The sequence below is a fragment of the Flavobacteriales bacterium genome (genome assembly GCA_016715895.1).
GTDB lineage: Bacteria > Bacteroidota > Bacteroidia > Flavobacteriales_F > PHOS-HE28 > PHOS-HE28.
The window spans coordinates 245,119-258,906 of the sequence record JADJXH010000003.1 but is presented as its reverse complement, the minus strand read 5'-3'; the positions used below and the strand labels follow the sequence as shown (position 1 = coordinate 258,906).

Sequence of the window (13,788 nt, the reverse complement as noted above, 5' to 3'; positions counted from 1 at the left end):
TCTTCGCGCCTTGGGCATGAGCGAGCGCAGGGGTTGGATCGATCGGCTGGCGACGCGGTGGAACGTGAGCCCGTCGCGGGTGCTGATCATCCTCGTCGTGTTCGCCTGCACCGGTTTTACGGTGATGTTCCTCAAGCGGCCCGTGGTGGCCTGGTTCACCGGAGGGGAACAGCGCGCGGTGTTCACCGTGCTGTACTACCTGCTGATCCTGCCCGTGTACAACGTGCTGCTGCTGGCCTACGGGGCGATCTTCGGTCAGTTCCGCTTCTTCTGGGCCTTCGAGAAGCGCTTCTTCGGCCGGCTCTTCGGCCGCCGTCCGCGTTGAACCGCAGGCCCGCCTGCCAGACGGCGCATCACCCGCCCCACCTCCTTCCCCACCGACTTCCTCACCCGGCACTCCCACAGGGTGAACACCGTCCAGCCCGCCTGCTGCAGCGCCCGGACCTTTTCGGCATCGCGTTCGCTGTTGCGGTCGAGCTTCGCATTCCAGAAACCGGCGTGGGTCTTGGGCCGGCGGGGTTGGCAATGCGGACAGCCATGCCAGAAGCAGCCGTGCACGAACACCGCCACCTTGCGGCCCACGAAGGTGATGTCAGGCCTTCCCGGCGCCTTGGCGTAGTGGAGGCGGTAGCCCGTAAGTCCCAACTCGCGCAAGGCCTTGCGCACCAGCAGCTCCGGTCCGGTGTGCTTCGCCCGGATGCGGCTCATGGTGGCGCTCACGCGCGGGTCCCTGGGCACGGGCGCGCGGCCGTCGCGGAGGTAGGTGCGGGGGGACACGCTGCAAAGCTGTGCAGCCGGCGGTAGCTTTCGGCCATGCGCACGGTCCTGCTGTTCCTCCCCCTCTTGCTCAGCGCTGCACCGCGGCCCGCCCAGGACAGCCGCTTTGCCCAGCGTTGGGTGGACCCCGGGAAGGAGGTCATCACCCTGCATTGGAAGGACGCCAAGGGACAGGTGCTCGGGAACATCGGCGCCCTGGAGCAGGAACTGAAGCGCACCGGAAGGACCCTTCGCTTCGCCATGAACGGCGGCATGTACGACCCGCAGCAGGCGCCGGTGGGGCTGTACGTGGAGGAGGGCCGGGAGCTGCACAAGCTGAACACGGCCACCGGTGGCACCGGCAACTTCACCATGCAGCCGAACGGCGTCTTCGGCATCGAGGCCGATGGCAAGGCCTTCGTGCGCACCACACAGGCCATGAAGCAGGCACCCACGCCGCGGTTCGCCACGCAGAGCGGTCCCATGCTGCTGGTGGACGGCACCATCAACGCCCAGTTCCGGCAGGGCAGCACCAACCTGCACATCCGCAATGGCGTGGGCATCCGACCCGATGGCCAATTGCTCTTTGTGATCAGCCGTGAACCGGTGAACTTCTTCGACCTGGCCACCCACTTCAAGGAGCAGGGCTGCACCCACGCGCTCTACTTCGATGGCGCCGTGAGCCGCGCGTACATCCCCGAGGAGGGCTTGAAACAGATGGACGGCGTGCTGGGGGTGATGGTGGCGGTGGTGGACCAGGGGATCCCGGTCCCTACTTCACCAGCACCTCCGTCCGTCGATTGAGCGCGCGCCCTTCCTCCGTCTCGTTGCTGGCCACCGGTCGGCTTTCACCGTACCCTGTGCTCGTCACCCGCGCTGCGTCGATGCCGTAGCTGGTGAGGAACTTCGCCACGGCCGCCGCACGCTGCTCGCTGAGCCGCTGGTTGTCCGGATCGGCGCCCACGTTGTCCGTGTGGCCCGCCACCTCGATCCGCATGGACGGATTGGCCTTCATGAGCCGCAGCAGCTTGTCCAGCTCGGTGTTGCTGGCAGGCAGCAGTTCCGCGCTGGCGGTGTTGAAGAAGATGTTGCGAAGGGTGATGCTGCTGCCGCTGGTGAGCGGGCTCAGCTTCGCCTCCAGCGCCGGCGGCACCCCGTCCTTCGCCGCCGCCACGCTGTAGTTGGCGCTGAAGAAGAGGTAGCCCTCGGCGGTGGCGTTCAGGGCATAGTCCCGGCCGGTGGGCAAACAGACCAGGAACTCGCCGTTGCTGGGATCGCTGTAGGCCGCCGTGGCCAGCTTGCCCGTGGTGAGGTCGTACAGCTCTACATCAGCCTCCACCGGCTTGCCGTTGGTGATGTCGGTGACCACGCCGCGGATGTAAGTGACCGCCTCGGGCCGGGCCTCGGGGTAGAGCTCGAAGCTGTACAGGTCCAGCTCGCCCAGCCCCCCGGCGCGATCGCTGGCGAAGTAGGCGATGCGCCCATCGGCGCTCACCAGGAGGCTGTTCTCGTCGCCCCCGCTGTTGATGGGCCAGCCCAGGTTCAGCGCGGGACCCCACACATCGTCCTCGCCCTTACGGCTCACGAAGATGTCCAGCCCGCCGAAGGCCGGATGGCCGTTGCTGCTGAAGTACAAGGTGCGCCCATCCGGGTGGATCTGCACGCTCTCCTCCTGGAAGGGTGTGTTGATCTGCGGCCCGAGCTTCTCCGGTGCGCTGAAGGTGCCGTCGTCCTGGATCCGGGTGACGAAGATGTCCATGTTCTGGATGCCGTCGCGCGCCTGCATGCCACGGACGAAGTAGAGCGTGCGGCCATCGCTGCCCAGGCTGGGCTGGCTCTCCCAGTTACGCGAGTTGACGGGCGCGCCCAGGTTGTCCGGCGGGCTCCAGCGGTTGCCGATGCGCCGGCTGATGAAGAGGTCGCAACTGCCCAGACCCTTGCGCCCGGCCCCGTAGTCGCCGTCGATGCCCGCGCAGGCGGTGAAGATGATGAAGCGTCCGTCCGGCGACAGGGTGCCGGCCCCTTCGTTCGCCGGGGTCACCACCCCGGCCACCGGCCGGGCCGGGGTCCACGCGCCATGCTCATCGCGGGTGCTCACGTAGAAGTCCTCCTGGTGCCCCCATGGCGAAGCCCCATCGGGCAGGTCGCGCGTGAACAGCAGGGTGCGGTCGTCGGCGGTGACGCAGGGGTAGTACTCGGCGTTGGGTGAGTTCACCGCCGGGCCCATGTTCTTCGGCTCGAAGGGCACCGGCTGCAGGATGGCCTTGGCCGCGAACGTGCAGTTGTCCATCCCGAGTTTGGCGCGCTGCCGCCGCACCGGCTCATCCTCCAGCTCCAGGTAGCTCTTGTAATGCCCCTCCGCCGCAGCGAAGTCCTGGTTGCGGAACTCGATGTCGGCCAGATGCAGATAGGCGTTCGGGAAGAAGCGCGGGGCGATCCCGATGGCCTCTCGGTACCACTTCATGGCCTCCGGATCGTTGCCCTTCATGTCGTACAGCTCGGCCAGTGCGAAGCGCGGTTCCACGAATCGCTCGTCGAAGGCGGCCGCCTTCTTCAAGCTCCCTTCCGCCGCGTCCCACTTGCGCGCGTGCATGGCGTCCAGCCCGTCCTGGTACAGCTTGATGGCCTTGCTCTCCTTGGTGGTGTAGCCGCCGGGGGGTTGGGCAAGCGTGGCGAGTGGCGAGTATGGAGTGGCGAGTGTGAGCACTGCGAGGCGCAGGCACCACACTCGCCACTCGGTGGGAAGGCAGCGTGCGCAGGCACTCACCACTCGCCACTCGGTGCGCAGGGCTTGGGCGCAGGAACTCGCCACTCGCCACTCGTGCACAGGCATTGCAGAAGGGATCAAGGGATGTTCAGGGTTTTGTGGATCTGGAGCGAGATGCGCCATCGCGGATCGGCCATGACCTTCTCCACGATGATCGGCATGACCCGCTCGCGCTTCTCCCATTCCGGTTGAAGGAACAGCGCGCAACCGGGGTCCACCTGGGCGGCATGCGCATCGGCCCAACCGAGGTCGTGGCGGTTGATGACGATGACCTTCAATTCATGGGCAAGGCGGTGGAAGCCGGGCACGGGTGCTTTGAACTTCTTGGGGCTGAAGCACACATGGTGCCAATCGCCCGTCAACGGGTGGGTACCGGAGGTCTCGAGGTGGGTGCGAAGGCCGCGGGCCCGCAGGGCATCGGTCAGCGGCTTCAGGTCGTGCATCAGGGGCTCCCCGCCGGTGACCACCACGATGCGGGCGGGATGCGAGTCCGCCTCGGCCGCCAGGTCCGCCGCCGTGCGCCGTGGATGCGCCGTGGCGTCCCAGCTCTCCTTGACATCGCACCAGACACAGCCCACATCGCAGCCTCCGAGCCGGATGAAGCAGGCCGCCTGACCGCTGTAGAGCCCCTCGCCCTGCACGGTGTGGAAGATCTCCATCACCGGATAGGTCGTGGCCGCGGTGGGTTCCGCGCGGGTGGTGATGGAGGCGTTCACGGCAGGACAAAAAAAGCCCACACAGGACCGAAGTTCAAAGAACCCATGGATCACATGAGCGGGTCGGACAGAAAGGGGTCAGTAATCCGCGTTGTGCCCGGAGGCATCATCGCCCGAAGGAGATGCGCGGCCCGCCTTTGCCCTTTGGATCTTCCGTCCCTGAGCAAATAATGTTGGTTCTGAGACTATAGGCCTGTGTGGGCTGGTCGTTGATCAGCGCACGGCTGAGAAAGAACGCATCTGCGCTACGAATGTATAGCGCGCGAACAGCCTTCTGCAACCACCGGTTGAAAAGTCATCTCCGCAACCACCTGCGACCGTTCCTGCAACACGAACTCCCGGGAGGGAACACAGGGGCGTGACCTCTCCCGCCCTGGCGGGATGCACGCCTGGCATCAGTCGCCCTTCTGCCCCACGAAGTGATCCTCCTTGTCCTCGAAGAGGATGTTGAAGGTGGTGAGGCTGCCGTAGCAGCGGGTGATGTACTGCTGCAGCTCCACCTTGTCCGCCTCGCTGAGCGCAGCGTGGGCGTTGATCTTCTGCTCCAGCACGCGGAAGCGGTCCCGGATCATGACGATCTTGTGGAAGAAGTCGTCGATGGGCACTTCCTTGCTTTTCAGTGTGGGGTCCTTCGGCCGCAGTTCCATCACCCCTCCTTCGTACCGGCGGGCCATGCTCACCGGGCGCTGCGGCATCTGCAGCTCCTCCAGCACCTCGCGCAGGGCGTCCTTCACATGCTCCAGATCGAGCGGCTCCTGGCCGATCTCCACGCCCGGGGCGATGGTGACCAGCCCCTCGAAGCTGCGGCTGATGGGCTGTTCAGCGTGCTCGCGGAAGAAGACGTGCACGGTGCGCGGATCGATGTCGTAGACCACGCCCACGCCCAGGGTCGGGTGCTTCACGCGGGCCCCGATGCTGATGTCGTGCAGTTCCATGCTCACAGGATGTCGCGGATGGTATAGGTGATGCCGTTGACGGTGGCCTGTTCGCCGACGCGTTTGCCGCTGAGGGCCTGGTAGAGCGGGGCCCTGACGGACAGGCCCAGGTAGGTGCGGCCCGCGGCCTCGAACTCCTCCACGCTGGTGGCGATCAGCAGGTCGCGCCGGTCGGTATGCACCACCGAACCGAAGGACACCACCTCGTGGATGGCACCGGCCTCCACCTGACCCAGCAGGGCCATGTCCCGCTCCAACTGCTCCAGTTGCTCACCCAGTCCGTTCATCAGCTCCACGTCGGCACCGCGGCGCCCTTCGCTCTGGCTGGCGGATTCCGCAAGGTCGTTCTCCATCGTCACGGACCGGAGGTCCTCCAGCCGTTCGCGGTGTTCGGCAATGGCCTCCTGCAACCGGCGGCGCGCGCCGTCGATCACCTGCTGCTTCACGTTCCTTCGGTCCATGATGTCCGTTCGGGTCAGGGTCCGGCAAGGTAACCAGCGGCACGGGTCACCGTGTTGACGGCGGACAGACCCGCGCCGGTGCTAGACTTGCAACCGCATGCCCCGCGTCCTTGTCCTCTTCGCCCATCCCCGGCTCGAGCGCAGCCGCACCAACCGCGCGTTGCTGAAGGCCATGCCTGTGTCCGAACGGATCACCCTGCGCGACCTGTATGAGCTGTATCCGGACATGCAGGTGGACGTGAAGATGGAGCAGGACCTGCTGATGGCGCACGACGTGGTGGTGCTACACCATCCGTTCTACTGGTACAGCGTGCCCCCGCTGTTGAAGCAGTACATCGACCTGGTGTACGCCTTCGGCTGGGCCTATGGACCGGGCGGCACGGCCCTGCGCGGCAAGGTGCAGTTCCATGTGGTGACCACCGGAGGGGGCCCGGAGGCCTATACCGCCGACGGATTCCACGGCCACACGCTCGCGGAGTTCCTGCTTCCGCTGAAGCGCACGGCCACCTTGTGCGGCATGCACTGGGCCCCGCCCTTCGCCGCGCAAGGCACCCATCGCCTGGGCGATGCCGAGCTGGAGCGCATCGCGCACCGCTATGGACGGATGCTGCACGGGTGGGCGGACGGCACGCTGACCTTGGATCGGATGACCGGTACGACGGACCAGCATCACCTGCTCAACACCATCCCCTGATCCATGGCCTCCTTCCTTGCTGATGCGGTGGTGTACCTGGGGGCGGCCGTGCTCTGCGTGCCGGTGGCCAAGCGCCTGGGCCTGGGCAGTGTGCTGGGCTATCTGCTCGCTGGCGTGCTCATCGGCCCCTTCCTCCTGGGCTTCATCGGGGAGGAGGGCAAGGACATCATGCACTTCGCCGAGTTCGGGGTGGTGATGATGCTCTTTCTGGTGGGGTTGGAACTGGAGCCCGCACTGTTCTGGCGCATGCGCCGGCAGGTGCTGGGGCTGGGCGGTGCCCAGGTGGCGATCACCGCCGTGCTGCTGGGCGCCCTGGCGATGGCCATCGGCCTGCCCTGGCAGGCCGCGATGGCGGTGGGCCTCGCCCTGGCGATGAGCTCCACCGCCATCGCGCTGCAGAGCCTCAAGGAGAAGGGCCTCTCACACACCGCCGCCGGCCGCTGCTCCTTCGCGGTGCTGCTCTTCCAGGACATCGCGGTGATCCCCATCCTGGCCCTGCTGCCGCTGCTGGCCGCCGCCGCTCCCGTGGCCTCCGGGGGCTCGTGGATCGAAGGGCTGCCGGGCTGGCAACGCACGCTGGTGGTGCTGCTGGCCGTGGGTGCCATCGTGGGCTTGGGGCGCACCGTGGTGGTGCCGCTGCTGCGCGTGGTGGCCCGCACGCGCCTGCGCGAGCTCTTCGTGGCCTCAGCCCTGCTGCTGGTGGTGGGCATCGCCCTGTTGATGGAGACCGTGGGCCTGAGCCCCGCCCTGGGCACATTCCTGGCCGGCGTGGTGCTGGCCAACAGCGAGTACAAGCACGAGCTCGAAAGCGACCTCGATCCCTTCAAGGGCCTGCTGCTCGGCCTCTTCTTCATGGCCGTCGGCGCGTCCATCAACTTTCCCCTCATCGCCGAACGCCCGGCCCTCATCGTGGGCGCCACCCTGCTGGTGATGGTGGCCAAGGCGGTCGTGCTGCTCGCCATCGGCCGTCGTGCGGGCCTGGGCACCGACCAGAACCTGCTGTTCGGCGCAGGCCTCGGCCAGGTGGGCGAATTCGCGTTCGTGCTGCTGGCCTTCATCACCCAGCTGGGCCTGCTGGACGGCACCTGGACCGATGGGCTGATGGCGGTGACCGCGCTCAGCATGACGCTGACACCGGTGGTGATGCTGTTCAACGACCGGGTGCTTCTTCCGCGTGTGGGCACCACCGAGGCCCCCGGGCGCGAAGCCGATGCCGTGGAGGAACGCAACCGGGTGATCATCGCCGGTTTCGGCCACTTCGGAAGCACCGTGGGCCGCCTGCTGCGCGCCAGCGGCGTGCATGCCACCCTGTTGGACAACGACAGCGATCAGGTGGACCTGCTGCGCAAGCTCGGCTTCAAGGTCTATTACGGGGATGCCACACGGCACGACCTGCTGGAAGCTGCCGGAGCGCACGAGGCCGAACTCCTGGTCTGCGCCATCGCCCCGGAGGCCGCGCCGGCCCTGGTGGACACCGTTCACCGGCATTTCCCCCACCTGAAGGTGCTCGTGCGCAGCCGCAACCGCATGGACGCCTACGAGCTGATGGACCAGGGTGCGCTCCACATCTACCGCGAGAGCCTCGACACCGCCCTTCGGCTCGGCGCCGACGTGCTGCGCGAACTGGGCGTCCGTGCGCATACCGCCCATCGGGCCGCGCTGCGGTTCCGTGCTTACGACGAGGCCGCCCTGAAGGAGCTGGCGGCCCGCCGGGGCGACACCCAGGACTACATCACCGGAGTGCGCGCCGCCATCGCCGAACAGGAGGAGCTGCTGCGCAAGGACATCGGCCTGGACCTGGACGACCACGACCACGCTTGGGACAGCCAGGAACTGCGCGAGGGCATCGCGGCCGCTCAGCGCAACACGCGCACCACCGGGTAGCGGCGATGCCCCGGTTCCATGTACGGCGAACGCTGGAAGACGAAGGCCAGCTGCGCCCATCCATCGGCCGCGAAGTCCGGGTCGGCCGCACGCCGCTCCACCAGCGCCGCGCGCAGGGACGGGTCGCGCTTCAACAGGTCCGCCGCCACATCCTCGAACACGTAGTCGGTGAACCACTCCTTCTGCTGCAGGATGGCATCGAAGAAGCCCCAGGCGAAGTAGCTGTCCGGCGCGTCGGGCTCCAATACCTCCATCAGGAACCGATCATGGCGTGTGCCCAGGGGAACGAGCAGGTCGCCGGCACGGGCATGCACCTCCTCCACCGCGATGGTGGTGCGGATGTCGCGGTGCAGATAACGCCCCTCATAGGGCTCGCGCGCCGTGCGCAGGTCGGCGATGTGGTGCACCTCGGCGCGCAGCACCGTGTCCCGCATGATCCGTTCGAAACGCACACCCGCCATGGCCAGCCGCTGCCCCACTTCACGCCAGGCCTGCGGCACCAGATAGGCCGCTGGTTTGTCCCGCACCGGGCCGGACATGTAGGTGTCGTACCAGGGCACGGTGGTGTCCACCGGGCGCGAACGGTCATAGCGCAGGCGCGGAAGGCCGCTCACCGCGCTGGGTTCCCACACCGTCGCATAGCCCTTCCACGGAAGCCGCTCAACACGGGTGGTATCCAGCTTCCAGTGCAGCGGGAAGCCCGAGGCGGCGGCAGTGTTGCGGGCGGCTTCGGCCCTGGCCCTGCGCAGCTCGGCCCCGTGCTCATCCAGCACGCCGAGCACGCCCAGCATCACCTGGAAGGTCGCGTTCACGCGGTCCGCATAGGGCTTCAGCATGTGGCTCTCGGCCAGGATGCCCACGGTGTTGAAGAGCGCCGCGTAGCCCGAGGTGTAGCGCGGACCGTCGTAGAAGGCCATCAGCCCGCTGTCCGGCACCTGCGCCATCGTCTCGAAGTAGGGGCACATGGCGATGCCCTTGCGGTCCATCCAGTGCTGCAGGCTAGGAACAAGCACCTGATCGAGGAAGCGCGCCACACCGGGATCGAGCTTCTCGCGACGGGTGGTGAGCAGCTCCATGACATACCGATGGTCGGCGCCGTCGCTCACGTGCGTGTCGATGAGCACATCGGGATCCCAGCGGTGAAGCGCCTGCACCAAGGCCTGCGTGTTGCGCGCATCGGCCTTCACCAGGTCCCGGTTCAGGTCGAGGTTGCGCGCGTTCGCCCGCTGCCCGTGCTCGATCGGGCCGTTCTGGTCCACACGGAACACCGTGTCGCGCATCACCGCGCCGCTCACGTTGTACACCGGAACGATGCAGACGGCCGTGTTGGCCGTGAGGCCCATCAGCTGGTCGCTGTCCAGCAACGCCCGGGCCAGCAGCAGGCTCGCATCGATGCCGTCGGGCTCGCCCGGGTGGATGCCGTTGACGATGAAGACCACGCTGCGGCCGCGCGCGTGGATACTGTCCGGTGAAAAGGGTCCCCCATCACTGATGACGAACAGGTGGATGGGCTGGCCCCCATCGTCGCGGCCCATCTCCATCAACCGCGCGGAACGTCGGCCTTCCGCCAGGGCCCGATACCGATCGATCACCTGTTCCCACGTGGGCGTGACGTCACCGGTGAAGGTCCAGCCCTGCGCGCGTACGTGGACGCTCCACACACAGAGCACGAGCGGAAGCGAACGGAGGATGAAGGTGCGGATCGGGTCAGGCATGGGCTCCGCGCCCGAAAGTACTTCAGTCGTGCGAGCAGACGCGGATGAACGAACCGACCGGAACAAGCGTGGCGACACGGAGCTGGCTGGGCCGACAGCTCGAAAAGCCCCCCGCACCCGCTGCCGATCGGTCAGGCCGTCCCCATCCATCAAGCCATCCAGGCAGCAGCGGAACCCGAGGTTCTGCCAACCGGGCAGGGTTCACGCATCGGAACCGACTTTGAGCGGCCTGGACGTCCCGACCCCGAACCCACCATGGACCTCAACAAATTCACCGTCCGCTCCCAGCAGGCCATCCAGCAGGCGCAGACCATCGCCACCGGATACGGCCAGCAGATGCTCGAGAACGGCCACCTGCTCAAGGGCATCCTGGAGGTGGACCCCGACGTCACCCCCTTCCTGCTGAAGAAGATGAACGTGAACGTGCCCGCGATGACGCAGGCGCTGGACCGCATCGTCGGGCTATACCCCAAAGTGAGCGGCGGGCAGATCAGCCTCTCGCGCTACAGCAGCGATGCGCTCACCAAGGCCCTCGCCGCGCTGAAGGAGTTCGGCGATGAGTTCGCCAGCGTGGAGCACATGCTCATCGGCATCCTGGACAGCGGCGACACCGTGAGCCAGCTGCTGAAGGACAACGGCGTCACCAGGAAGGACCTGATCGCGGCCATCAAGGAACTGCGCAAGGGCAGCAAGGTGACCAGCCAAAGCCAGGAGGAGACCTACAACGCGCTGAACAAGTACGCCAAGAACCTCAACCAGCTCGCCAAGGACAACAAGCTCGACCCGGTCATCGGCCGCGACGAGGAGATCCGCCGCGTGCTGCAGATCCTCAGCCGCCGCACCAAGAACAACCCGATCCTGATCGGTGAACCCGGCGTGGGCAAGACCGCCATCGCCGAAGGCATCGCGCAGCGCATCGTGAGCGGCGACATTCCCGAGGACCTCAAGGGCAAGCAGGTCTTCAGCCTCGACATCGCCGCGCTGATCGCCGGCGCCAAGTACAAGGGTGAGTTCGAGGAGCGCCTGAAGGCCGTGGTGAAGGAGGTGATCGCCTCGGAAGGGAACATCATCCTCTTCATCGACGAGATCCATACCCTGGTGGGTGCGGGCGGTGGCGAGGGCGCCATGGACGCCGCCAACATCCTGAAGCCCGCCCTGGCCCGCGGCGAGCTGCGCAGCATCGGCGCCACCACGCTCAACGAGTACCAGAAGTATTTCGAGAAGGACAAGGCCCTGGAGCGCCGCTTCCAGAAGGTGATGGTGGATGAGCCCTCTCGCGAGGACGCGATCTCCATCCTCCGCGGCCTGAAGGAGAAGTACGAGAGCCACCACAAGGTGCTGATCAAGGACGCCGCGATCATCGCCGCCGTGGAATTGAGCACACGCTACATCGCCGACCGCTTCCTGCCGGACAAGGCCATCGACCTGATCGACGAGGCCGCGAGCAAGCTGCGCATGGAGATCAACTCCAAGCCCGAGGAGCTCGACGAGATCGACCGCCGCATCATGCAGCTGGAGATCGAGCGCGAGGCCATCAAGCGCGAGAACGACGAGGCCAAGCTGGCCGAGTTGAACAAGGAACTCGCTGAATTGAGCGGCCAGCGCGACGGCTTCAAGGCCCGCTGGGAGAGCGAGCGCCAGCTGGTGGACCGCATCAACAGCGCCAAGGACAAGATCGAGGAGCTGAAGCACCAGGCGCAGCAGTACGAGCGCGAGGGCGACTTCGGGAAGGTGGCCGAGATCCGCTACGGCCGCATCCAGGAGACCGAGAAGGAACTGGAGAGCGCCAAGCAGGAACTGCTCGCGCTGCAGGCCGAGAGCAAGATGATCAAGGAGGAGGTGGACGTGGAGGAGATCGCCGCCGTGGTGAGCCGCTGGACCGGCATCCCCGTGACGCGCATGCTGGAGGCTGAGCGCACCAAACTGCTGAAGCTGGAGGACGAGCTGCACAAGCGGGTGATCGGTCAGGACGAGGCCGTGCGTGCCGTGGCCGACGCCGTGCGCCGCAGCCGAGCCGGCATGGGCGATGAACGCCGCCCCATCGGCAGCTTCATCTTCCTGGGCACCACGGGCGTGGGCAAGACCGAGCTGGCCAAGGCGCTCAGCGAGATCCTCTTCAACGACGAGCAAGCCATGACGCGCATTGACATGAGCGAGTACCAGGAGCGCCACAGCGTGAGCCGACTGGTCGGGGCGCCTCCGGGCTACGTGGGCTACGACGAGGGCGGCCAGCTCACCGAGGCCGTGCGCCGCAAGCCCTACAGCGTGGTGCTGCTGGACGAGATCGAGAAGGCCCACCCCGACGTGTGGAACATCCTGCTGCAGGTGCTCGACGACGGCCGCCTCACCGACAACAAGGGCCGGGTGGTGAACTTCAAGAACACCCTCATCATCATGACGAGCAACATCGGCTCGCACATCATTCAGGAGAACTTCGAAGGGTTGGAGCGCAAGAACGTGGAGGAGGTCGTGGAGAAGACCCAGCGCGAGGTGATGGACCTCCTGCGCAAGACCGTGCGTCCCGAGTTCCTCAACCGGGTGGACGAGCTGATCATGTTCCGTCCGCTGAGCCAGGGGGATGTACGCGAGATCGTGAAGCTGCAGTTGCACATGCTGATGCAGAAGCTGGAGGAGAAGGACATCCACCTCATCCCCAGCGAGGAGCTGATCGCCCACATCTCCACCACCGGCTTCGACCCGCAGTTCGGCGCGCGACCCATCAAGCGCATGATCCAGAAGGAGCTGCTGAACGAATTGAGCAAGCAGATCATCGCAGGGACCCTGGAGACCGGCAAACCGCAGGTCATCGATGTGTTCGACGGACGGATCGTGCTCCGGAAACCCGTGGATGCGAAGGAAGAGCGGAAGGCGAACGGGAACGGGAAGGCCAAGAAGTCGAAAGCGGAGGTATAAGTCATGGCACGCCCCCATCACCTCACCCGTACATTCGTGATCCCATGAGCACCGAAAGCCTGCGGAACGAGCTGATCGCATGGATCAGCAAGCTGGACGACCAAGGCCTGCTGAAGGCGTTATGGGGCTTCAAGAAGCTGCTGCAAGGCAAAGGCAACAAAGAGCCCCTGACGAACGAGGAGCGCGAGGCCATCGCCTCACGACTTGGACCCGTTGCTGGCGAAGCCGACCGTGCCTTCTGGCAGCGCATATCCGCCGCAGGCATGGAGCGCGCCTATGGTACCGACGAGCCGGACATCAGCGGGATCACCCTGCTTGAGCCCAACCCGGAATACGGCAAGTGAAAGCTGGTGAGGTGGTGCGCGTGGCGCTGCCACAGAGCGATGGGCGACACAAGCCACGCCCGGCCGTGCTCATTGCCGCCTTCCCTCCCTTCGGCGACTGGTTGGTCGTGGGTATCAGCGGCAGCGTTGGACTGGCCGTGCCTGACCTGGACATCGTGATCGACCGAGGGGATCCTTCGTTCGATATGGCACGGCTCGGCTTCCCCGGTGTCATCCGCTTGGGTCATGCGCATGTGGTGCCTGTTACTTGGATCGAGGGGCGGATCGGCAGCATCGACCCGGATACCCTTCGCCAGGTCCGCGAGCGGCTGGCAACGTGGATAGTGCAGCACGCGTAAGCGCAGGTGGCCGATCCCCTGGGCGTTTCGAATGCCCACACCTCGCCTGGCCAGGTGCGCATATGCGGGGTTATCGCAGGGCGTTGGTGATACGGGCCACCCGATCGAGGTGTTCGTTGTTCACCAGCGAGTAGATGATCGCCCATAACGCCACCACCGGCTTCGACCCGCAGATCCTGTCCCGCCCTGCGGGATCGGCGCGCGACCCATAGCGCATGATCCAGAAGGAGCTGTTGAACGAGCTGAGCAGCGCCGATCATCGCCG

Annotated in this window: 14 protein-coding genes; 7 read left to right on the top strand and 7 right to left on the bottom strand. The window is 66.2% G+C overall.

Translation table 11 applies throughout. From position 1 onward, the window contains the following. The first annotated feature begins 16 nt into the window (after positions 1-16). Positions 17-325: a prolipoprotein diacylglyceryl transferase gene (locus tag IPM49_01295; GenBank protein ID MBK9273159.1), complete on the top strand. Its 309-nt coding sequence runs from the start codon at positions 17-19 to the stop codon at positions 323-325. On the opposite strand, the gene IPM49_01290 is transcribed toward IPM49_01295, so the two are convergent. Beyond that, positions 256-777: a very short patch repair endonuclease gene (locus tag IPM49_01290; protein ID MBK9273158.1), complete on the bottom strand. Its 522-nt coding sequence runs from the start codon at positions 775-777 to the stop codon at positions 256-258. The genes IPM49_01295 and IPM49_01290 overlap by 70 nt on opposite strands. Before the next feature lie 36 nt (positions 778-813). Between IPM49_01290 and IPM49_01285 the strand changes: the two genes are divergently transcribed. After that, on the top strand, positions 814-1,560 hold the full coding sequence (locus IPM49_01285; GenBank protein ID MBK9273157.1) for a phosphodiester glycosidase family protein: 747 nt from the start codon (positions 814-816) through the stop codon (positions 1,558-1,560). On the opposite strand, the gene IPM49_01280 is transcribed toward IPM49_01285, so the two are convergent. The 4 genes from IPM49_01280 to IPM49_01265 all read right to left on the bottom strand — a co-directional run bounded on the left by IPM49_01280 (position 1,529) and on the right by IPM49_01265 (position 5,635). After that, positions 1,529-3,484, bottom strand: coding sequence for a PD40 domain-containing protein (locus tag IPM49_01280; GenBank protein MBK9273156.1), 1,956 nt, complete (start codon positions 3,482-3,484; stop codon positions 1,529-1,531). The two genes, IPM49_01285 and IPM49_01280, sit on opposite strands and share 32 nt — an antisense overlap. A 116-nt stretch (positions 3,485-3,600) precedes the next feature. Then, entirely contained in the window at positions 3,601-4,182 is a 582-nt protein-coding gene (locus tag IPM49_01275) for a 7-carboxy-7-deazaguanine synthase QueE (GenBank protein MBK9273155.1), read from the bottom strand. 452 nt (positions 4,183-4,634) lie between these two features. Then, the gene (locus IPM49_01270; GenBank protein MBK9273154.1) at positions 4,635-5,174 is read right to left on the bottom strand and encodes a hypothetical protein; all 540 of its coding nucleotides are present in this window, start codon (positions 5,172-5,174) and stop codon (positions 4,635-4,637) included. 2 nt (positions 5,175-5,176) lie between these two features. Then, entirely contained in the window at positions 5,177-5,635 is a 459-nt protein-coding gene (locus tag IPM49_01265; GenBank protein MBK9273153.1) for a hypothetical protein, read from the bottom strand. 97 nt (positions 5,636-5,732) lie between these two features. Between IPM49_01265 and IPM49_01260 the strand changes: the two genes are divergently transcribed. Then, positions 5,733-6,329: an NAD(P)H-dependent oxidoreductase gene (locus tag IPM49_01260; protein ID MBK9273152.1), complete on the top strand. Its 597-nt coding sequence runs from the start codon at positions 5,733-5,735 to the stop codon at positions 6,327-6,329. A 3-nt stretch (positions 6,330-6,332) separates the two neighbouring features. Further along, complete coding sequence (locus IPM49_01255) at positions 6,333-8,213, top strand: cation:proton antiporter (protein ID MBK9273151.1); 1,881 nt, start codon at positions 6,333-6,335, stop codon at positions 8,211-8,213. Here IPM49_01255 and IPM49_01250 read toward each other — a convergent pair. Further along, positions 8,186-9,928: a hypothetical protein gene (locus tag IPM49_01250; GenBank protein ID MBK9273150.1), complete on the bottom strand. Its 1,743-nt coding sequence runs from the start codon at positions 9,926-9,928 to the stop codon at positions 8,186-8,188. The genes IPM49_01255 and IPM49_01250 overlap by 28 nt on opposite strands. Before the next feature lie 255 nt (positions 9,929-10,183). Here IPM49_01250 and clpB point away from each other — a divergent pair, with 255 nt between their 5' ends. The 3 genes from clpB to IPM49_01235 are packed head-to-tail and all read left to right on the top strand — an operon-like array spanning position 10,184 to position 13,523. Further along, positions 10,184-12,841 (top strand): ATP-dependent chaperone ClpB, encoded by a 2,658-nt coding sequence (gene clpB / locus IPM49_01245; protein MBK9273149.1) that lies wholly within the window; start codon positions 10,184-10,186, stop codon positions 12,839-12,841. 44 nt (positions 12,842-12,885) lie between these two features. Beyond that, positions 12,886-13,185, top strand: coding sequence for a hypothetical protein (locus tag IPM49_01240; GenBank protein ID MBK9273148.1), 300 nt, complete (start codon positions 12,886-12,888; stop codon positions 13,183-13,185). Beyond that, positions 13,182-13,523 (top strand): type II toxin-antitoxin system PemK/MazF family toxin, encoded by a 342-nt coding sequence (locus IPM49_01235; GenBank protein ID MBK9273147.1) that lies wholly within the window; start codon positions 13,182-13,184, stop codon positions 13,521-13,523. The genes IPM49_01240 and IPM49_01235 overlap by 4 nt, the downstream gene beginning before the upstream one ends. 70 nt (positions 13,524-13,593) lie before the next feature. Here the strand turns inward: IPM49_01235 and IPM49_01230 are convergent, their stop codons facing one another. After that, entirely contained in the window at positions 13,594-13,740 is a 147-nt protein-coding gene (locus IPM49_01230; GenBank protein MBK9273146.1) for a hypothetical protein, read from the bottom strand. Between the last annotated feature and the right edge of the window lie 48 nt (positions 13,741-13,788).

What these genes read in the sequence shown, in the direction of transcription:
- IPM49_01295 (MBK9273159.1), top strand. Translation starts at nt 17, where the DNA reads ATGAGCGAGCGCAGGGGTTGGATCGATCGGCTGGCGACGCGGTGGAAC.
- IPM49_01285 (MBK9273157.1), top strand. Translation starts at nt 814, where the DNA reads ATGCGCACGGTCCTGCTGTTCCTCCCCCTCTTGCTCAGCGCTGCACCG.
- IPM49_01275 (MBK9273155.1), bottom strand. Translation starts at nt 4,182, where the DNA reads ATGGAGATCTTCCACACCGTGCAGGGCGAGGGGCTCTACAGCGGTCAG.
- IPM49_01270 (MBK9273154.1), bottom strand. Translation starts at nt 5,174, where the DNA reads ATGGAACTGCACGACATCAGCATCGGGGCCCGCGTGAAGCACCCGACC.
- IPM49_01265 (MBK9273153.1), bottom strand. Translation starts at nt 5,635, where the DNA reads ATGGACCGAAGGAACGTGAAGCAGCAGGTGATCGACGGCGCGCGCCGC.
- IPM49_01260 (MBK9273152.1), top strand. Translation starts at nt 5,733, where the DNA reads ATGCCCCGCGTCCTTGTCCTCTTCGCCCATCCCCGGCTCGAGCGCAGC.
- IPM49_01255 (MBK9273151.1), top strand. Translation starts at nt 6,333, where the DNA reads ATGGCCTCCTTCCTTGCTGATGCGGTGGTGTACCTGGGGGCGGCCGTG.
- IPM49_01250 (MBK9273150.1), bottom strand. Translation starts at nt 9,928, where the DNA reads ATGCCTGACCCGATCCGCACCTTCATCCTCCGTTCGCTTCCGCTCGTG.
- clpB (MBK9273149.1), top strand. Translation starts at nt 10,184, where the DNA reads ATGGACCTCAACAAATTCACCGTCCGCTCCCAGCAGGCCATCCAGCAG.
- IPM49_01240 (MBK9273148.1), top strand. Translation starts at nt 12,886, where the DNA reads ATGAGCACCGAAAGCCTGCGGAACGAGCTGATCGCATGGATCAGCAAG.
- IPM49_01230 (MBK9273146.1), bottom strand. Translation starts at nt 13,740, where the DNA reads ATGCGCTATGGGTCGCGCGCCGATCCCGCAGGGCGGGACAGGATCTGC.